This window comes from Budvicia aquatica DSM 5075 = ATCC 35567 (assembly GCF_000427805.1).
Lineage (GTDB): Bacteria > Pseudomonadota > Gammaproteobacteria > Enterobacterales > Enterobacteriaceae > Budvicia > Budvicia aquatica.
This window is the reverse complement of the sequence record NZ_ATYS01000053.1, coordinates 14841-36221: the sequence shown is the minus strand read 5'-3', so window position 1 is coordinate 36221 and position 21381 is coordinate 14841. Positions and strand designations below refer to the sequence as shown.

The following is a 21381-nucleotide window of genomic DNA, read 5'->3' as shown; positions in this document are numbered from 1 at the left end:
GTTAAAGTCGGTGAAGCCGTTGAGATTGTTGGTATCAAAGATACCGTACAAACTACCTGTACTGGCGTTGAAATGTTCCGTAAGTTACTTGACGAAGGCCGTGCTGGTGAGAACGTTGGTGTTCTGCTGCGTGGTACTAAGCGTGAAGAAATCGAACGNGGNCAAGTACTGGCTAANCCAGGTTCAATCAACCCGCACACCAACTTTGTATCAGAAGTTTATATTCTGAGCAAAGATGAAGGTGGTCGTCATACTCCATTCTTCAAAGGCTACCGTCCACAGTTCTACTTCCGTACAACTGACGTGACCGGTACTATCGAACTGCCAGAAGGCGTAGAGATGGTGATGCCTGGTGACAACATTCAGATGACAGTAACTCTGATTGCACCAATCGCGATGGACGAAGGTTTACGCTTCGCTATTCGTGAAGGTGGCCGTACCGTTGGTGCCGGCGTTGTTGCTAAGATCATTAAATAAGATTGACGCAATAGGCTTTAAAAGGGCATCATTTGATGCCCTTTTTCAACATAGTTGAAAAATAGTTGAATAAAAGAACCTATCTCATCAAGTTCTTCTGCATTATAGCTAGAAAATAAATGCGGTGAGAGCTAGGGTGAGATAGGCTCATTAGAAAATATACGGCGTATTGTGCCGAAGAAAGAGCGTTCGGCTTGGTTGCTTCGTGAATACGAAGCGAGTGATTATTTAAGTCATAATGACAGGTTGGTTTATGAGTGCGAATACCGAAGCTCAAGGAAGCGGGCGCGGACTAGAAATAGTTAAATGGGTTATCGTTGCATTGCTGTTAGCGGTTGCTATCGGTGGTAATTATATTTACCGCGGTTATAGCCTGCCACTGCGTGCGCTGGCCGTTGTTGCTATCATTGGCGTTGCTTTCGCTGTCGCGTTATTTACCGTAAAAGGTAAAGCAACACTAGAGTTTGCTAAGGCTGCTCGTGTTGAAGTTCGCAAAGTGATTTGGCCTACGCGTCAGGAAGCTCTGCACACAACGTTAATCGTTGCTGCAGTGACTGCCGTGATGTCACTGATTCTATGGGGGCTGGATGGTATTCTGGTCCGTTTGGTGTCATTTATAACTGGCCTGAGGTTCTAAGATGTCTGAAGCCCCTAAAAAGCGTTGGTACGTAGTTCAAGCATTTTCTGGTTTTGAAGGCCGCGTAGCGCAATCGCTGCGTGAGCATATCAAGCTGCAGGAAATGGAAGATCAGTTTGGCGAAGTGATGGTTCCAACCGAAGAGGTTGTTGAGATTCGCGGTGGCCAACGCCGGAAAAGTGAACGTAAATTTTTCCCAGGCTACGTATTAGTCCAAATGACAATGAACGATGCAACATGGCATTTAGTTCGTAGCATTCCACGCGTTATGGGCTTTATTGGTGGTACATCCGATCGTCCTGCACCAATCAGCGATAAAGAAGTTGATGCGATTATGAATCGCTTACAGCAGGTTGGTGATAAGCCACGTCCTAAAACGCTATTTGAACCAGGTGAATTGGTCCGTGTTAACGATGGCCCATTTGCCGACTTTAACGGTGTGGTTGAAGAAGTCGACTACGAGAAGAGCCGCCTGAAAGTGTCGGTTTCAATTTTTGGTCGTGCAACGCCGGTAGAATTAGACTTTGGTCAGGTAGAGAAAGGCTAAGCGTAAAAATTTCTGCATGTTGGTGGCGTTTGTTATTAAATTCTCAACGTAATCAACATACGGTCATCTAATAACCATCTGGTTATTGTAACAAGCGCGAGATTATTTTATAATTTCGCGCCTTTTTATTTTTGTTTGTATTTACGATTTATTCGCAGATAAGCAAAAGCAAATATTACACACGGGGAGCCTCATAGAGGCGCTATCACCCAAAACGAGGAAATCTCAATGGCTAAGAAAGTCCAAGCCTACGTTAAGCTGCAAGTTGCAGCCGGTATGGCTAATCCAAGTCCACCAGTTGGTCCAGCTCTGGGTCAACAAGGTGTGAACATCATGGAATTCTGTAAAGCGTTCAATGCTAAAACTGATAGCATCGAAAAAGGCTTGCCAATCCCTGTTGTTATTACTGTTTACGCTGACCGTTCTTTCACCTTCGTAACTAAGACTCCTCCTGCAGCCGTTCTGTTGAAGAAAGCTGCTGGCATCAAGTCTGGTTCAGGTGTACCGAACAAGACTAAAGTCGGAACAGTAACAAACGCGCAAGTTCGCGAAATCGCAGAAACTAAATCTGCGGACATGACTGGTGCTGATATGGACGCTATGGTGCGCTCTATTGAAGGTACTGCTCGTTCCATGGGCCTGGTAGTGGAGGGTTAATAGATGACTAAGCTAACCAAGCGCATGCGCGTAATCCGTGACAAAGTTGACTCAACTAAGCAGTATGAAATTGCTGAAGCTGTTGCTCTGCTGAAAGAATTAGCGACTGCTAAATTCGTTGAAAGTGTAGACGTAGCTGTAAACCTGGGTATCGACGCTCGTAAATCTGACCAAAACGTTCGTGGCGCAACAGTGCTACCACACGGTACTGGTCGTACGGTTCGCGTAGCTGTATTTACCCAAGGTGCTAACGTTGAAGCTGCTAAAGAAGCTGGCGCTGACCTGATCGGTATGGAAGATTTGGCTGACCAAATCAAGAAAGGCGAAATGAACTTTGACGTTGTTATTGCTTCTCCTGATGCAATGCGCGTTGTTGGTCAATTAGGCCAGGTTTTAGGTCCACGTGGCCTGATGCCAAACCCGAAAGTGGGTACTGTAACCCCTAACGTTGCTGAAGCTGTTCGTAATGCTAAAGCGGGTCAGGTTCGTTATCGTAACGACAAAAACGGTATTATCCATACCACGATTGGTAAAGTTGACTTCGATACAGCTAAACTGCAAGAGAACTTAGAGTCTCTTCTGTCTGCACTGAAGAAAGCTAAGCCATCTACAGCTAAAGGTATCTTTGTTAAGAAAGTTAGCCTGTCAACCACCATGGGTGCTGGCGTGGCTATCGATCAAAGCAGCCTGAGCTCAGCAGCGAACTAATTCGTTGCTTTACTATGGAGCCAGATTCGTCTAGAATTTGGCCCCTTAGATTTTATCGGTTGGAGCCTGGCCTTTTCCAGGCCTCCGTCCAAGACCGCAGGCGTGTGGCGACACACTTAATTGCTGTTCTTAGTTACTTATAAAGTACAAGGTAACGGCCTGCGTAGACGGTGAGAGAGCCTAAAAATGTCTTTTATAGAAGTTTTTGCTGGATTCTGCTCACCGTGTTTTAACGCTTGTTCTGCTACTTTCTTCGGGAAGTAGCGTGCGCAAGTGATGTGAGTTCTGGGGATTTTCCCAGTCTAATCCAGGAGCAAAAAGCCAATGGCATTAAATCTTCAAGACAAACAAGCGATTGTTGCTGAAGTTAGCGAAGTAGCCAAGGGCGCGCTGTCTGCAGTTGTTGCGGATTCCCGCGGCGTTTCTGTAGCCAAAATGACTGAACTGCGTAAAGCAGGTCGTGAAGCTGGCGTATATATGCGTGTTGTTCGTAACACCTTAATGCGTCGCGTTGTTGAAGGAACTCAATACGAGTGCCTGCAAGACACGTTTGTTGGTCCAACCTTAATTGCTTTCTCTAGTGAACATCCGGGCGCAGCTGCTCGTTTATTCAAAGCTTTTGCTAAAGAGAATCCAAAATTTGAGGTTAAAGCAGCAGCCTTTGAAGGTGAGTTTATCTCTGCGGCAAACATTGACCGCTTAGCAACCTTACCAACCTACGAAGAAGCAATCGCACGCCTGATGGGAACCATGAAAGAAGCCGCTGCCGGCAAATTGGTTCGTACCTTGGCTGCGCTGCGCGATCAGAAAGAAGCTGCTTAATAGCCTTTTTCCGTCGATGCTTTTTAACGTATAAACTATTTCTATATTTTAGGAACACTTGTTATGTCAACTATCACTAAAGACCAAATTTTAGACGGTATTGCAGCTTTATCTGTAATGGAAATCGTTGAACTGATTTCTGCTATGGAAGAGAAATTCGGCGTTTCAGCTGCTGCTGTAGCTGCGGGCCCTGCTGCCGCTGCTGAAGCTGTAGAAGAGAAAACTGAATTCGACGTAATCCTGACTGCTGCTGGCGCTAACAAAGTTGCTGCAATCAAAGCAGTACGTAGCGCAACTGGTCTTGGCTTGAAAGAAGCTAAAGACTTAGTAGAAGCTGCACCGACTCCAGTTAAAGAAGGCATCAATAAAGACGATGCTGAAGCTCTGAAAAAAGCTCTGGAAGAAGCAGGCGCTTCTGTTGAGATTAAGTAAGACTGCTTTAAAGTTTGCAGCCTGACTTTATAGGCTGATGGCTGGTGACTTTTTGGTCACCAGCTTTTTTGCGCTCTAGGGGTTCAGTGGAATTTCACACTTTTTTACTGCTGAGTAGCCCCAATATTTTTTTCGGGTAACGACTTAATATATTGCTCTCCCTGACTGTAGTAAATCCTGCAATCACAGCGCGATGAAATGATTTAAGAGTTATCGGGAAAGGATATTACGGAAGATATCTCATTCTTCCGATCGTTATAAATCGTGTTGCATGAACTGTCCCTATCTGGACGGACAGAGTGGTTCGACTTTCCAGCGAGCTGAGGAACCCTATGGTTTACTCCTATACCGAGAAAAAACGCATCCGTAAGGATTTTGGTAAACGTCCACAAGTACTGGACATCCCTTACCTTCTTTCTATCCAGCTTGACTCGTTCCAGAAGTTCATCGAGCAAGACCCGGAAGGCCAACATGGACTGGAAGCTGCATTCCGTTCTGTGTTCCCTATCCAGAGCTACAGCGGCAACTCAGAGTTGCAGTATGTGAGCTATCGTCTTGGTGAACCTGTATTCGACGTCAAAGAATGTCAAATTCGTGGTGTGACTTATTCAGCACCGCTGCGCGTTAAATTGCGTTTAGTGATTTACGATCGTGACGCACCTGCGGGCACGGTTAAAGACATCAAAGAACAAGAAGTTTATATGGGCGAGATTCCGCTCATGACCGATAACGGTACCTTTGTCATCAATGGTACAGAACGCGTTATCGTGTCCCAGTTACACCGTAGTCCGGGTGTGTTCTTTGATAGTGATAAAGGTAAAACCCATTCATCGGGTAAAGTCCTGTATAACGCGCGTATCATTCCTTACCGCGGTTCTTGGTTAGATTTCGAGTTTGACCCGAAAGATAACCTGTTCGTCCGTATTGACCGTCGTCGTAAATTACCCGCGACGATCATCTTACGTGCACTGAACTATACGACTGAGCAAATTTTAGATCTGTTCTTTGCCAAAGTTGTCTTTGAAATTCGCGACAACAAGCTGCAGATGGAACTTGTTCCTGAGCGCTTACGTGGTGAAACTGCCTCTTTCGATATCGAAGCTGGCGGTAAGATTTTTGTAGAGAAAGGTCGCCGTATTACAGCTCGCCATATCCGCCAGCTTGAAAAAGATGGCATTGATAAAATTGAAGTACCAACTGAATACATTATTGGAAAAGTTGTTGCTAAAGATTATATCGACGCAAGCACAGGTGAAATCATCTGTCCTGCCAATATGGAGCTGACGCTGGATCTGCTGGCTAAATTAAGTCAGGCGGGTCACAAGCGTATTGAAACTCTGTTTACCAACGATCTGGATCATGGTTCATATATGTCTGAGACCATCCGCGTCGATCCAACCAGCGATCGCTTAAGCGCGTTGGTTGAGATTTATCGCATGATGCGTCCTGGTGAACCACCAACGCGCGAAGCTGCAGAGAATCTGTTTGAGAACCTGTTCTTCTCTGAAGACCGTTATGACCTTTCTGCGGTAGGCCGCATGAAGTTCAACCGTTCTTTAGGTCGTGAAGAAATCGAAGGCTCAGGCATTCTGTGCAAAGAAGACATTACTGAAGTGATGAGAAAGCTTATCGGCATCCGTAACGGTGTTGGTGAAGTGGATGATATCGATCACTTAGGTAACCGTCGTATTCGCTCCGTTGGCGAAATGGCAGAAAACCAATTCCGCGTTGGCCTTGTGCGCGTTGAACGTGCCGTGAAAGAGCGTCTGTCTTTAGGCGATCTGGATACGCTAATGCCACAGGACATGATCAACGCTAAGCCAATTTCGGCTGCGGTGAAAGAGTTCTTTGGTTCAAGCCAGTTATCCCAATTTATGGACCAGAATAACCCACTGTCAGAGATCACGCATAAGCGTCGTATTTCTGCTCTGGGCCCGGGCGGCTTAACGCGTGAGCGTGCAGGCTTCGAAGTCCGTGACGTACATCCGACTCACTATGGTCGCGTATGTCCAATCGAAACGCCGGAAGGTCCAAACATCGGTCTGATCAACTCACTGTCTGTTTATGCTCAGACCAATGAGTATGGTTTCTTAGAAACACCTTACCGTCGCGTACGCGAAGGCGTGGTGACCGATGAGATCCACTATTTATCTGCCATTGAAGAAGGCAACTTCGTTATCGCTCAGGCGAACTCAAACTTGAGTGACGAAGGCCACTTTATGGAAGACCTGGTTACCTGTCGTAACAAAGGCGAATCAAGCTTATTCAGCCGTGAACAAGTCGACTATATGGACGTTTCAACCCAACAGGTTGTGTCCGTAGGTGCTTCTTTGATTCCGTTCCTGGAGCATGATGATGCCAACCGTGCCCTGATGGGTGCGAACATGCAACGTCAGGCAGTTCCTACTCTGCGCGCTGATAAGCCGCTGGTTGGTACCGGTATGGAACGTGCTGTAGCCGTTGACTCCGGTGTAACCGCAGTGGCAACGCGTGGCGGTACTGTTCAATACGTTGACGCCTCTCGTATCGTTATCAAAGTTAACGAAGAAGAGATGTTACCGGGCGAAGCAGGTATCGATATTTATAACCTGACTAAATACACCCGTTCTAACCAGAACACCTGTATCAGTCAAATGCCATGCGTCTCTTTAGGCGAGCCGGTTGAACGCGGTGACGTGTTAGCCGACGGTCCGTCTACTGATTTAGGCGAGCTGGCACTGGGCCAAAACATGCGCGTCGCGTTCATGCCTTGGAACGGTTATAACTTCGAAGACTCCATCTTGGTTTCCGAGCGCGTTGTGCAGGAAGATCGTTTTACTACGATCCATATCCAAGAACTATCTTGCGTGTCTCGTGATACCAAGTTAGGGCCTGAAGAGATCACGGCTGATATCCCTAACGTGGGTGAAGCTGCACTCTCCAAGCTGGATGAATCAGGTATCGTTTATATCGGTGCTGAAGTGACCGGCGGTGACATTCTGGTTGGTAAGGTAACCCCTAAAGGTGAAACCCAACTGACACCAGAAGAAAAACTGCTACGTGCAATCTTTGGTGAGAAAGCGTCTGACGTTAAAGACTCATCTCTGCGCGTACCAAACGGTGTTTCAGGTACCATTATCGACGTTCAAGTCTTTACTCGTGATGGCGTAGAGAAAGATAAGCGTGCGCTTGAAATCGAAGATATGCAGCTTAAGCAGGTTAAGAAAGACCTGACTGAAGAACTGAAAATCTTTGAAGCTGGCCTGTTTGCTCGTATTCACGATGTGCTGGTTTCCGGCGGCATCGAAGCTGAGAAGCTAAGCAAACTGACTCACGACAAGTGGCTGGAAATCGGATTAAGTGATGAAGACAAGCAAAACCAGTTAGAACAGCTGGCTGAGCAGTATGATGAACTAAAATCTGAGTTCGAGAAGAAACTTGACGGTAAGCGTCGTAAAATCACTCAGGGTGATGATTTAGCCCCTGGCGTACTGAAGATTGTCAAAGTGTATCTGGCCGTTAAACGTCAGATTCAACCAGGTGACAAGATGGCAGGACGTCATGGTAACAAAGGTGTTATCTCTAAGATCAACCCGATCGAAGATATGCCTTACGATGAAAACGGAACGCCTGTTGACCTCGTGCTGAACCCTCTGGGCGTACCATCGCGTATGAACATCGGTCAGATTCTGGAAACCCACTTGGGTATGGCTGCAAAAGGTATCGGCGATAAGATCAATGCCATGCTGAAACAGCAGCAAGAAGTTGCAAAACTGCGTGAATTTATCCAGAAAGCATACGATCTGGGTGACGATCTGCGTCAGAAAGTGGACTTAAGTACATTCTCTGATGAAGCAGTGCTAACTCTGGCAGAGAACCTGCGTAAGGGTATGCCAATTGCAACGCCAGTGTTTGATGGTGCGAAAGAGAAAGAAATCAAAGAGCTCCTGACTCTGGGCGGTTTACCGACCTCCGGTCAGATTACTCTGTTTGATGGACGTACCGGTGAGCAATTCGAACGTCCGGTTACCGTTGGCTATATGTACATGCTGAAACTTAACCACTTGGTTGATGACAAGATGCATGCTCGTTCTACCGGTTCTTACAGCCTGGTTACTCAGCAACCGCTGGGTGGTAAGGCTCAGTTCGGTGGACAACGCTTCGGTGAGATGGAAGTGTGGGCGCTGGAAGCTTATGGCGCAGCGTACACCCTACAAGAAATGCTGACCGTCAAGTCCGATGACGTAAACGGCCGTACCAAGATGTACAAAAACATCGTGGATGGCAACCATCAGATGGAACCAGGCATGCCGGAATCCTTCAACGTACTGTTGAAAGAAATCCGCTCGCTGGGTATTAACATCGAGTTGGAAGAGGGTTAATTCCTTCTAATTTCCACCCCGGTTCGCCGGGGATGGTTGCAGGGCACAGGGGCGCTTAACCCCTTATAATCTGTTTAAGAACAGGTTTAAGAATCAGTTGAGCGCCCAACAGGTTTAACTCCGACAGGAGCCGATCCGTGAAAGATTTACTGAAGTTTCTGAAAGCTCAATCTAAGACCGAAGAGTTTGATGCGATCAAAATAGCACTGGCTTCGCCAGATATGATCCGTTCTTGGTCTTTCGGCGAAGTTAAGAAGCCGGAAACCATTAACTACCGTACGTTCAAACCAGAACGTGACGGCCTTTTCTGCGCCCGTATTTTCGGACCAGTAAAAGACTATGAATGCCTGTGCGGTAAGTACAAGCGTTTAAAACACCGCGGCGTCATTTGTGAAAAATGTGGCGTTGAAGTGACTCAGACTAAAGTGCGTCGTGAGCGTATGGGCCATATTGAACTGGCTTCTCCGACTGCGCACATTTGGTTCTTAAAATCACTGCCGTCTCGTATTGGTTTATTACTTGATATGCCACTGCGTGACATTGAGCGCGTACTGTACTTCGAATCATACGTGGTTGTTGAAGGCGGTATGACTAACTTAGAGCGTCGTCAGATTCTGACTGAAGAGCAGTATCTGGATGCGCTGGAAGAGTTTGGTGATGAATTTGACGCGAAGATGGGTGCTGAAGCTATCCAGTCACTGCTGAAAGGCATGGATCTGGAAGTAGAATGCGAGCAACTGCGCGAAGAGTTAAATGAAACCAACTCTGAAACCAAACGTAAAAAGCTGACTAAGCGCGTTAAATTACTGGAAGCATTCATTCAGTCAGGCAATAAGCCAGAGTGGATGATTCTGACCGTTCTGCCGGTTCTTCCACCTGATTTACGTCCTTTGGTACCGCTGGACGGCGGTCGTTTTGCGACTTCTGACCTGAACGATTTATATCGTCGCGTTATCAACCGTAACAACCGTCTGAAACGCCTATTGGATCTGGCTGCGCCGGATATCATCGTACGCAATGAAAAGCGTATGTTACAAGAAGCGGTAGATGCGTTATTAGACAATGGTCGTCGCGGTCGTGCTATTACCGGTTCTAACAAGCGTCCTCTGAAATCTTTGGCAGATATGATCAAAGGTAAACAGGGTCGTTTCCGTCAGAACCTGCTTGGTAAGCGTGTTGACTACTCCGGTCGTTCTGTAATCACCGTAGGTCCATACCTGCGTCTGCATCAGTGCGGTCTGCCGAAGAAAATGGCATTGGAACTGTTCAAACCGTTTATCTATGGCAAGCTGGAACTGCGTGGTCTTGCTACCACTATTAAAGCTGCTAAGAAAATGGTTGAGCGTGAAGAAGCTGTCGTTTGGGATATCCTAGACGAAGTTATCCGCGAACACCCAGTGCTGCTGAACCGTGCACCTACTCTGCACCGTTTAGGTATTCAGGCATTTGAACCAGTTCTTATCGAAGGTAAAGCGATTCAGTTGCACCCACTAGTGTGTGCGGCATACAACGCCGACTTCGATGGTGACCAAATGGCTGTACACGTACCGCTAACGCTGGAAGCCCAGCTGGAAGCGCGTGCGTTGATGATGTCTACCAATAACATTCTGTCTCCTGCGAATGGTGAACCAATCATCGTTCCTTCTCAGGACGTTGTTCTAGGTCTGTATTACATGACCCGTGACAAAGTGAATGCGAAAGGCGAAGGCATGGTGTTAGGCGGATCTAACGAAGCTGAGCGCGTTTATCGTGCCGGCCACGCCGAACTGCATGCTCGCGTTAAAGTGCGTATCACTGAGTATGAGAAGAGTGCTGAAGGTGAGTGGACTGAGAAGACGGGCCTGGTGGATACCACCGTTGGTCGTGCCATCTTATGGATGATCGTACCAAAAGGTCTACCTTACTCAATCATCAACCAGGCACTAGGTAAGAAAGCAATTTCTAAGATGATTAACACCTGTTATCGCATCTTAGGCCTGAAGCCAACGGTTATTTTTGCTGACCAAACGATGTATACCGGCTTTGCCTATGCGGCACGTTCTGGTGCATCTGTTGGTATCGATGACATGGTAATCCCAGCCAAGAAAGCTGAAATTATCTCTGAAGCCGAAACCGAAGTAGCAGAAATTCAGCAGCAGTTCCAAACTGGTCTGGTTACCGCTGGCGAACGTTATAATAAAGTTATCGATATCTGGGCTGCGGCTAACGAACGTGTAGCTAAAGCGATGATGGAAAACCTGTCTACTGAAACTGTGATTAACCGTCACGGTGAAGAAGAGCAGCAAGTTTCCTTCAACAGCATCTTTATGATGGCTGACTCCGGTGCTCGTGGCTCGGCTGCACAGATTCGTCAGTTGGCGGGTATGCGTGGTCTGATGGCTAAGCCAGATGGCTCAATCATCGAAACCCCAATCACTGCGAACTTCCGTGAAGGCTTGAACGTACTTCAGTACTTCATCTCTACTCACGGTGCTCGTAAAGGTTTGGCGGATACCGCACTGAAAACGGCTAACTCCGGTTACCTGACCCGTCGTTTAGTTGACGTGGCACAGGATCTGGTGGTTATTGAAGACGACTGTGGAACCCATAACGGTATCGTGATGACTCCGGTTATCGAAGGTGGTGACGTTAAAGAACCTCTGCGCGAGCGCGTATTGGGTCGTGTTACTGCTGAAGACGTTCTGAAGCCGGGTACTGCTGATATTCTGGTTCCACGTAATACGCTGTTGAATGAAAAATGGTGTGATCTGTTAGAAGAGCACTCTGTTGACATCATCAAGGTTCGTTCTGTCGTTAGCTGTGATACCGACTTCGGTGTTTGTGCTAACTGTTACGGACGTGACCTGGCGCGTGGCCATATCATCAACAAAGGTGAGGCTATCGGTGTTATCGCTGCTCAGTCCATCGGTGAACCTGGTACACAGTTAACCATGCGTACGTTCCACATCGGTGGTGCGGCATCGCGTGCGGCAGCTGAATCAAGCATCCAGGTAAGAAATACCGGTACGCTGAAGCTGAAGAACGCGAAATTTGTTATTAACGCAGCAAACAAACTGGTTATTACTTCACGTAATACTGAGCTGACGTTAATCGACGAATTTGGTCGTACTAAAGAGAGCTATAAAGTACCTTACGGCTCGGTGATGGCAAAAGGTGATGGTGTTGGTGTTGTTGGCGGCGAAACCGTTGCTAACTGGGATCCGCATACCATGCCAGTTATCACTGAAGTTGGCGGCTTTATTCGCTTCACTGATATGGTCGACGGTCAGACGATTACCCGTCAGACTGACGAACTAACCGGCCTGTCTTCTATCGTTGTTCTTGAAGGCGCTGAGCGTACAGGTAGTACTAAAGACCTGCGTCCTGCACTGAAAATTGTTGATGCTAAAGGTAATGATGTACTGGTTCCTGGTACTGATATGCCTGCTCAATACTTCTTACCGGGTAAAACAATTATCCAGTTAGAAGATGGTGTAGAAATCGGTGCTGGTGATACGCTTGCGCGTATTCCACAAGAATCTGGCGGTACTCGCGATATTACCGGTGGTCTGCCACGCGTAGCTGACCTGTTCGAAGCGCGTCGTCCGAAAGAGCCTGCGATCCTTGCTGAAATCAGCGGCGTGATCTCGTTCGGTAAAGAGACTAAAGGTAAGCGTCGTCTGGTTATCACTCCGATGGACGGCAGTGAGCCGTACGAAGAGATGATTCCTAAGTGGCGTCAGCTGAACGTATTCGAAGGCGAACTGGTTGAACGCGGTGACGTTGTTTCCGATGGTCCAGAGTCTCCACATGACATCCTGCGTCTGCGCGGCGTGCATGAAGTGACTCGTTACATCGTTAACGAAGTTCAGGAAGTTTACCGTCTGCAAGGCGTTAAGATTAACGATAAACACATTGAAGTTATCGTTCGTCAGATGCTGCGTAAAGGGACTATTGTTCATCCGGGCAATACCGACTTCCTTGAAGGCGAACAGGCTGAGTACGCACGCATTAAGATTGCTAACCGCAACCTTGAAGCTGAAGGCAAACTGGGTGCAACATTTGCTCGTGACCTGTTAGGTATCACTAAAGCATCGTTGGCTACCGAATCCTTCATCTCTGCGGCATCGTTCCAGGAAACAACTCGCGTGCTGACTGAAGCTGCGGTTGCTGGTAAACGTGATGAGTTACGCGGTCTGAAAGAGAACGTTATCGTTGGTCGCCTGATTCCGGCGGGTACCGGTTACGCTTATCATCAGGAACGTACGCGCCGTCGCCACGTTGAAGATGTGATTGCTAGCCCACAAGTGAGTGCAGAAGAAGCAACGGCTAACTTAGCTGAGCTACTAAATGCAGGACTGGGTAATAATAACGATTAATTTCTCGTTATTATTAAACTGTAAAAAACCGCCTCTAGGGGCGGTTTTTTTATACCCAAAGAAAAGATATGGCCAGAAAAATATTATTTCATTTAGAGGTAATTAATATATCTATTAACCCACTATAGGTATTTTCACACCATTGCTTATAATTTTGACTTTGTATTTAAACGTAAATTTAATTTAATCACCTTAATGTATTATATGACTATTTTATATTTATTGAGATTTAAGTCTCATTAATTGTTTGACATAAATAGGTGTTTTATGTATTAATTCGCAAATTGAAATAAGTTGTAATTATATTAATCAACTGACGGATGTGAGTTGTTTTATACAGGGATGTTTATAAATGAAACCTAGCCTAACGGTAAAACCGAAGCTATTAGTGGTCGCTATTGCCTTAACATTAAATTCAGGTTCCCTGTGGGCGGCCTGCAGTTCAGGTATGAGTAATGACCTGCTATGTACTACAGACGTTGATATTCCTCATATTTCAGAATCCGTAAGCAAAACTCCATTTATTGGCATTAAAGCCATGACTGCCGTCAGTAGCAGTGAAATTGAAAATGATGTGGAAATTTCAACTGGCGGTGATGGCGAGCATGCTCTCCATGAGGTCACGGGTGAAGGGCCGATTGATATCGTTAATTCAGGTTCGTTAACCACTTCCGGCCTTGGCTCAAAAGGCATTCTTGCTGAAAGTAACGGCGCAGGAAAAATCATTATTACCAATAATGCGGATATCACCACTCAAAGCCAGAATCATATTATTCAATTCCCAACCACGCCTGAGTCCCACGGTATTCAGGCGATTAACTCTTCTACCGGGGCTTCCGGGGGGATCACTATTGATCATACCGGAGGAACGATTACCACCTCTGCCTATAACTCATCGGCTATCCGCGCGGAGAGTTCCGCATCTACCGGTGATATCAATATCTCTTCAACCAATGCGCTATTAAATGTCAATGGCATTGATAGCGATGGGATTGTTGCTGTTCATACCACGGCGATGAATGAGACCTCAACGGCTAATATTAATATCACGACTCGCGGTGGGAGTATTAAGGTATTGGATGCCCCGATAGCTAACTTGTTGAATAAAAATATATATAGCCATGGTATTGAAGCTTCTATTCGCGGTGTTAACAGCGGCGATATTAATATTATTGTTGATAAAACAGAAATTAGCGTTGGTACTCATTTAGACGGTAAGGCCCCGTTATCTCATGCGATTGATGCAAGAATTGATAATTTGGGCTCCGGAAATATAGATATCAAAAACTCCGGTAAATTAACCACGGCCGGCGCGACCTCCAGCCTTATCTTCGCTGATAATCAAGGCAGCGGTGGTGTAACTATTACCAATAGCGGCGAATTGTCTATGCTTGGGCGTAGTATTGCAGCCGTTAATGTACAGACTAATTCTGGCGATGTAATTATTAATAACTCAGGATCGGTGACCTCAAGCGGTGATATGGCTACCGCTATTTATGGCGGTTCTTTCAGCGGCAATGTTTCGGTTATTAACAGCGGTGAGATTAATTTCGGAGGCTTTGGTACCGGTATTATGCTTAGCGCCACGAAGGGTAATAGCTCATTATTTTCAACGGGTAATATCACTTCAGATCAAAATAATAGCGGCAAAGTGAATACATTTGGTAATCAAGCCATTATGGTAGGCGCCAGCGGCGGCGGAAACGCACTGGTCTCATACGATAAAGGTACGATAGCCTCCGTCGGCAGTGGCGATGGTATTCGTTCATGGGATGAATATTCGGGCACGGGGGCCAGCGCTAAAATTATTCTGGGTGCGGATGCGGTAGTGGATGCCAGCAGAGGCCTGTCTGGCATCGTCATTGGTAATAACAATAAGGGCAATATTTCTATTGCCGCCGGTGCGGTTGTTCACGGCGGAGATCGGAAAAACGATCTTTCAAGCAATCAGATTGATATCCATCAGGTTGCCGGTGTCCGCTTCACCGGGGAAGGTACGCCGGATTTCGTACTGGATAACGCCGGCGTGATTGATTCGATGAATGATGTCGTGTTGGTGAACGAACTGCATAACTTTGTAGCGCCGGGCGCCACTTTGGCCGGGACGTTGTTGGTGAATAATACCGGTACTATGACCGGTTATATGATCCTCAGCGATGAAGACACCACCTTTAATAACTTCTCATCCAACGGCTTTAATCTGCGTAACTTTACCGATGCTGATAGCGATGGGGTTCGTGATACTAAATCGATCGCTATTTCAGACTTTGGTGGCGGCAATGACGTATTCAATAATCAAACATCGAGCACCCTACGCTTATCGGCAGTCAATACCGAATTACATACTGATACTACCGGTGAATATCTGGTATCCGGGGCTTTAAGTACCGCGAATAAAGGCACGGTTCAGGGGCAGCTACTTAACCTGAATCGCTTTGTGAACAGTGGTCTGATTGATTTAACCGAAAATAATCAGGCCGGTGACGTGCTGGTTATCTCCGGTGGAAGCACTGCCGGAACTTACGGTGGTGCTCAGTATATATCTAACGGTGGTACGCTGGCGTTAGATACCGTGCTCAACGAAGGCGGAGTAAATAGCCTAAGTGATATATTAGTGCTGGATGATGCCGTCACCGGTACTTCAGCCACTAAGCTGGCGATTAATCACGTTTCCGGCGAGGGGGCGTTAACCCAAGGTAACGGTATCAAACTGGTTGAAGTATTAGGAACCTCAGATAGCGATGCCTTTACGTTGAGCGCTCCGGTAAAGGCCGGCCGGTATGAGTATGTGCTAAATCAGGGCGCAACCGATCAAAATTGGTATCTGAGCAATACGGAACCACCGGTGGTAACGCCTCCTGTGGATCCAATTAATCCGCCAACGCCTAAGCCTGAAGAAAATCAGAAGCCTATTTATAACTCAGATATTGGTGCATATTTAGCTAATCAGACTGCGGCAACCCAGATGTTTATGCATTCTTTACACGACCGTGCGGGTGAGCCTCAGTATACCGAAGGGCTAAAGCAGGAAGGCCGAGTTCCCTCGGTTTGGCTACGCTTAGTGGCGAACCATACCAAGAGTGAAGCTGCTAGCGGCTATTTCGCTCAGCGTGCCAATAGTTCGGTTGTTCACTTGGGCGGTGAGCTAGCCCAGTGGAGCAACAGCGGTGATAGCCGTTTCCATATGGGTATTATGGGAGCTTATGGTAAAACCGAAAGTCATACTACCGGCAGTTATACTAAAAGTCGTTCTAACGGCAAAGTCGACGGCTACGGCGCCGGTGCTTATCTGACCTGGTTTGAAAATGAGAGTCTGCCGACCGGTGCTTATGTGGATGTATGGTCGATGTACGGTTGGTTTAACAACGAAGTGAATGGCAGTAATAAGTACGATAGCAATACCTGGACTAATTCCGTTGAAGCCGGTTATGCCAGCATTGTGACAGAAGGTGAACGCTTCCAGTGGATGATCGAACCTCAAGCACAGGTGCTGTATACCCACTACAGTGCCGATGACTATCGTGATGTGAATGGCCTGAGCGCCAGCGGTAACGATGCCAGCGGTATAGCGACCCGTTTAGGTGCCCGTACCTATATGCGTAATAAAGTTGATAAAAATAATGCCCAGCCGTTTATCGAAGTTAACTGGCTGTATGGCGATGCTAAAAATAGCCTCGACTTTAACGGCCAGAGAATGTCAGAAGACCGGCCTAAGAATAAACTTGAAACCAAGTTTGGTTTGCAGGGCCAAGTGACCGATGGTTTACAGGTTTATAGCCATATTGGCCTGCAGTGGGGAAAAGATAGCTATGAGCGTAGTGAAGCCCAGATTGGCGTAAAGTACAGCTTCTGACATAGGATTAGCTTAGTGAGTAATTAAACCCTTAGGTTTGCCAGCGGTTAATAAGACCACGCCACCCTGTGAGCGATAAGCTGACAGGGTGTTTTCTTTTGTCGGGGCCACTCGCCAAAAAGTTACGCCTACCGATAAGCCTTTTCCCTTCCATTAGGCGACATATAGATTTTATATATAGAGATAATGATCAAACAGCTGATGACTATTTAATTTGGCATGTTTATCTAGTTTAACTAATCAATTATGGTTACTTTATTTATGTGAATAAAATTATATTAAATAATATGTTAAATATAAATTGATGGTTATTTGTTTTTATCCTTTTGTTTTCAATTGCTAATTTTTATTAATTGATACTCATGTCTCATTTATGCATTGACACTAAAGAGTGTTTAATGTATTAAGTCGGTCATTGAAAGAGTTGTCATTCTGATTGTTTGATGACGGATATTAATTATATCAACAGGGATGTTTGTAAATGAAACCTAGCCTAACGGTAAAGCCGAAGCTATTAGTCGTTGCTATTGCATTAACATTAAACTCGGGCTCTCTGTGGGCTGCCTGCACTTTAGGTACTAACAATGATATGTCATGTACCGCAGAAGCTGATGGTAATACCTTCTTTGAGTCTACCGCCGGAGCTGAATATCGCGGCATTAATGCAACTACCGTATCTGATGGGGGTAACGCTGAGCTTATTTTTAATAACAGTACCATTAATCAGCCTACCGCCGACGGTAATTCACATGGTTTGAACGTCAGATCTACCTCTGGCGACGCCACCGTATTGCTTAAAGGCAATAATAACATTACGTTGGATAACTCCGCTGCGGATACCGCTATTATTGCTGGAGCAGGTAAAAATGCAGCTATCACCATCGAGCAAGGCAGCCAGCTTAATATATTGGTGAACAACGGCAACAGCGTTAGTCGGGACGGGATTGAAGCCTGGGGTGAGAATACGTCAGTTCAACATTTAGGTAGCGGCACCATTGAGACTTATGGTGGTCACGCGATCTGGGTTTCTGCTCGTATAGCCGGCTCTATTTTAGTTAGCGATACTAATACTCAGCTAAAAACTCACGGCAATGCCACCTATGGACTTTATGGATTTGGGGTAGGCAGCGCTGGCGCTGATATTGATATTTCTAATGCCGCAACTATTTCAACCGAAGGCGATAGTGCGCACGCTATTTATGGCAAATCGCCCAGTGGCCAGATCAATATTGTTAATACCGGCACTTTGACAACTTATGGTACCGCTTCTAAAGGCATTCTGGCCGAAAGCAGTGGTGCAGGAAAAATCGTTATTACCAATAGTGGTGATATCACAACCAAAAGTCAGGCGCTAAAAGGGACTAATACCTCTAATCCTTATCTGGCTCATGCTATTTTTGCTAACAATACTTATGTCGGCGCCTCCGACGGTATTACGGTTAATCACTCTAACGGAACTATCACCACCTCTGCCTATGACGCTACTGCGCTGCGGGTTGAAAGTGTGGCAACCTCCGGCAATTTGAACGTTTCGTCAACCAACGCTAACCTGATTGTAAATGGTAATAATAGTGACGGCATTTTGGTTAGTCATAATAGCGGTAACAATATTACCGATGCGGATATCAACGTTACGACAACCGGCGGGAAGATCGTCGTTCTGGGTAATCCTACCGATAGCGGTTCATCGGCCAACTTTGGCATTGCTACCCAATTCCTCGGTGCAAGTTCAGGTAATATTAATATTATCGTGGATAACACAGAGATTAGTACCGGGGTCGGCCTAGATGGAAACGGCAGAAGCTCCAATGATATTTACGCTTCAATTAGCCAATCAGGCACGGGTAATATTGATATTCAAAACTCGGGCAAACTGTCAACGGCCGGAGAAAGTTCTTATAATATTCAAGCCATTAATCTTGGTAGTGGCGATATTGAGGTCGTTAATCAGGGCGAGTTAACCACTACCGGAAAGACGGCCTATTCAATTTATGCAACGGCTAATGCAGGTAATGTTTTAGTTAATAACTCGGGGTCAATCACTACCAGCGGGCTGAGAGGCTACGGAATTAATGCGCAGTCAATTGATGGTGATGTAACGGTGATGAATACCGGCAACATTAACCTGATTGATTCCGGTGACGCTATCTATGCCCGATCGGAGAATGGTGATGTCTCGGTATTTGCCAGTGGCAATATAACAACCCATGACGGAACAAGCCTAAATACCCTCTACTTCGGTAATCAGGGGATACAGGCTAGTGCACTAAATGGTAATACCAAGGTCTCGTTCGATAACGGCACTATGACTATCATTGGTAATGGTGATGGTATTCGCTCGTGGGACGAATATATGGGGACCGGCGTTAATACCGGTGCTAATGTAAACGTCGGTCCAATGGCTACGATTGATGCCAGCCAAGGCCTTGCCGGTATTTCTGTGATTCATAATACTCGCGGTGATATTTCCATTGCCGCTGGTGCGGTTGTTCACGGCGGAGATCGTAGTAACGATCATATGGTGACTCAGCTTGATATGTATCAGGTCTCGGGCATCAGATTTTCCGGCGTTGGTACACCTGACTTTGTATTAAATAATGCGGGCATCATCGACTCTATGAATGATGTCGTGCTATCCAGTACGCCATCAACGCTGATTGACCCTAATGCGATATTGAGCGGAACGCTGCTGGTGAATAATACCGGTACCATGACCGGCTATATGATCCTCAGTGATGAAGACACCACTTTTAATAACGTCTCATCCAACAGTTTTAATCTGCGTAACTTTACCGATGCTGATAACGATCGAGTTCGTGATACTAAATCGGTCGCTATTTCAGACTTTGGCGGCGGTAATGACGTATTCAACAATCAAACATCAGGCAGCTTACGCTTATCGGCAGTTAATACGGAATTACATACTGATACTCGCGGTGAGTATTTGGTGGACGGTGCACAGAGCATCGCTAATAAAGGTATCGTTCAGGGGCAGTTGATTAATCTTAACCGCTTTGTAAACAGCGGCCTGATTGACCTGACTGAAAATAAGCAGGCAGGTGATGTATTAGTCATTTCTGGCGCAAGTGCCGCCGGAACCTATGGCAGCGGCCAATATGTATCTAACGGTGGTACCCTGGCACTAGATACCGTGCTTAATGAAGGCGGAGTAAATAGTCTGAGTGATGTATTAGTGCTGGATGATGCAGTCACCGGTACTTCAGCAACTAAGCTAATGATTAACCGCGTTTCTGGCGACGGAGTTCTGACTCAGGGGAGTGGTATCAAGCTGATTGAAGTACTAGGTACTTCAGATAATGATGCTTTTGTTTTGAACGGCCCGGTTAAAGCTGGTCGGTATGAGTATGTATTGAATCAGGGAGTTGCCGATCAAAATTGGTATTTGAGCAATGTTGAACCACCTGTCATTACGCCACCGGTTATACCTACAGACCCTCAGCCTGAAGAAGATCTTAAACCGATTTATAACCCGGATATTGGTTCTTACTTAGCTAACCAGACCGCAGCGACCCAGATGTTTATGCATACGTTACACGATCGTGTCGGTGAACCTCAATATACTGAAGGACTGAAGCAAGAAGGGCGAGTACCGTCAGTGTGGCTACGCCTGGTCGCTAATCATACTAAGGGGAAAGCGGCTAACGGCTATTTCGATCAGCGCGCCAATGGTTCTATTATTCACTTGGGGGGCGAGCTTGCTCAGTGGAGTAACAGCGGTGATAACCGTTTCCATATGGGTATTATGGGGGCGTACGGTAAAACTGAAAGTCATACTACCGGTAGCTACACCAAAACGCGCTCTAACGGCAAAGTTGACGGCTACGGCGCCGGTGCTTATCTGACCTGGTTTGAAAATGAAAGCTTACCGACCGGTGCATATGTTGATGCGTGGTCGATGTACGGCTGGTTTAACAACGAAGTGGATGGCAGCAATAAGTACGATAGCAATACCTGGACTAATTCCGTTGAAGCCGGCTATGCCAGTATTGTGACTGAAGGTGACCGCTTCCAGTGGATGATCGAACCTCAGGCTCAAATAGTTTATACCCATTACAGTGCGGATAATCATCGAGATGCTAATGGCCTGAGCGTCAGCGGTAACGATGCCAGTGGCATAAACACCCGTTTAGGTGCCCGTACCTATATGCGTAATAAGGTTGATAACAATAGCGCCCAGCCGTTTATCGAAGTTAACTGGCTGTATGGCGATGCTAAAAATAGCCTCGACTTTAACGGTCAGAAAATGTCAGATGACGCGCCTAAGAATAAACTTGAAACCAAGTTTGGTTTGCAGGGCCAAGTGACCGATGGTTTACAGGTTTATAGCCATATTGGCCTGCAGTGGGGCAAAGATAGCTATGAACGTAGTGAAGCCCAGATTGGCGTAAAGTACAGCTTTTGACGCAGGCTGAGTTTCGTTAGTCGTAAAAACCGCCGGTAAACCGACGGTTTTTTTGTGCTAACGGTGAAGGTGCCGGAGTCCTCGATATTCTGCTTGCTGTTCCATG

At 46.4% G+C, this 21381-nt stretch carries 11 protein-coding genes; all 11 read left to right on the top strand.

All coding sequences use genetic code 11. The features are described from left to right. Positions 1-477: EF-Tu C-terminal domain-related protein (locus YWE_RS0117300; RefSeq protein WP_029095672.1), on the top strand; the 477-nt coding region annotated here is incomplete at its 5' end. A 253-nt stretch (positions 478-730) separates the two neighbouring features. Further along, complete coding sequence (gene secE, locus YWE_RS0117295; RefSeq protein WP_029095671.1) at positions 731-1114, top strand: preprotein translocase subunit SecE; 384 nt, start codon at positions 731-733, stop codon at positions 1112-1114. Position 1115: 1 nt separating this feature from the next. Then, on the top strand, positions 1116-1661 hold the full coding sequence (gene nusG / locus YWE_RS0117290; RefSeq protein WP_029095670.1) for a transcription termination/antitermination protein NusG: 546 nt from the start codon (positions 1116-1118) through the stop codon (positions 1659-1661). A 228-nt stretch (positions 1662-1889) separates the two neighbouring features. Next, entirely contained in the window at positions 1890-2318 is a 429-nt protein-coding gene (gene rplK / locus YWE_RS0117285) for a 50S ribosomal protein L11 (RefSeq protein WP_029095669.1), read from the top strand. Between the two features lie 3 nt (positions 2319-2321). Next, positions 2322-3026, top strand: a complete 705-nt coding sequence (gene rplA / locus YWE_RS0117280; protein ID WP_029095668.1) for a 50S ribosomal protein L1 — start codon at positions 2322-2324, stop codon at positions 3024-3026. Between the two features lie 324 nt (positions 3027-3350). Further along, complete coding sequence (gene rplJ / locus YWE_RS0117275) at positions 3351-3848, top strand: 50S ribosomal protein L10 (protein ID WP_029095667.1); 498 nt, start codon at positions 3351-3353, stop codon at positions 3846-3848. A 63-nt stretch (positions 3849-3911) separates the two neighbouring features. Beyond that, positions 3912-4280: a 50S ribosomal protein L7/L12 gene (gene rplL / locus YWE_RS0117270; RefSeq protein WP_029095666.1), complete on the top strand. Its 369-nt coding sequence runs from the start codon at positions 3912-3914 to the stop codon at positions 4278-4280. A gap of 332 nt (positions 4281-4612) precedes the next feature. Next, positions 4613-8641 carry a DNA-directed RNA polymerase subunit beta gene (gene rpoB, locus YWE_RS0117265; protein ID WP_029095665.1) on the top strand — a complete coding sequence of 1343 codons (4029 nt, stop codon included), beginning with the start codon at positions 4613-4615 and terminating at the stop codon, positions 8639-8641. Positions 8642-8778: 137 nt separating this feature from the next. Beyond that, complete coding sequence (gene rpoC, locus YWE_RS0117260) at positions 8779-12999, top strand: DNA-directed RNA polymerase subunit beta' (protein ID WP_029095664.1); 4221 nt, start codon at positions 8779-8781, stop codon at positions 12997-12999. Positions 13000-13351: 352 nt separating this feature from the next. Then, on the top strand, positions 13352-16852 hold the full coding sequence (locus YWE_RS0117255; RefSeq protein ID WP_029095663.1) for an autotransporter outer membrane beta-barrel domain-containing protein: 3501 nt from the start codon (positions 13352-13354) through the stop codon (positions 16850-16852). 481 nt (positions 16853-17333) lie between these two features. After that, positions 17334-21275, top strand: coding sequence for an autotransporter outer membrane beta-barrel domain-containing protein (locus YWE_RS0117250; protein WP_029095662.1), 3942 nt, complete (start codon positions 17334-17336; stop codon positions 21273-21275). Positions 21276-21381 lie beyond the last annotated feature (106 nt).

Bases quoted from the DNA above. Each gene is read 5' to 3' on its own strand.
- secE (WP_029095671.1), top strand. From the start codon at position 731: ATGAGTGCGAATACCGAAGCTCAAGGAAGCGGGCGCGGACTAGAAATA.
- nusG (WP_029095670.1), top strand. From the start codon at position 1,116: ATGTCTGAAGCCCCTAAAAAGCGTTGGTACGTAGTTCAAGCATTTTCT.
- rplK (WP_029095669.1), top strand. From the start codon at position 1,890: ATGGCTAAGAAAGTCCAAGCCTACGTTAAGCTGCAAGTTGCAGCCGGT.
- rplA (WP_029095668.1), top strand. From the start codon at position 2,322: ATGACTAAGCTAACCAAGCGCATGCGCGTAATCCGTGACAAAGTTGAC.
- rplJ (WP_029095667.1), top strand. From the start codon at position 3,351: ATGGCATTAAATCTTCAAGACAAACAAGCGATTGTTGCTGAAGTTAGC.
- rplL (WP_029095666.1), top strand. From the start codon at position 3,912: ATGTCAACTATCACTAAAGACCAAATTTTAGACGGTATTGCAGCTTTA.
- rpoB (WP_029095665.1), top strand. From the start codon at position 4,613: ATGGTTTACTCCTATACCGAGAAAAAACGCATCCGTAAGGATTTTGGT.
- YWE_RS0117255 (WP_029095663.1), top strand. From the start codon at position 13,352: ATGAAACCTAGCCTAACGGTAAAACCGAAGCTATTAGTGGTCGCTATT.
- YWE_RS0117250 (WP_029095662.1), top strand. From the start codon at position 17,334: ATGAAACCTAGCCTAACGGTAAAGCCGAAGCTATTAGTCGTTGCTATT.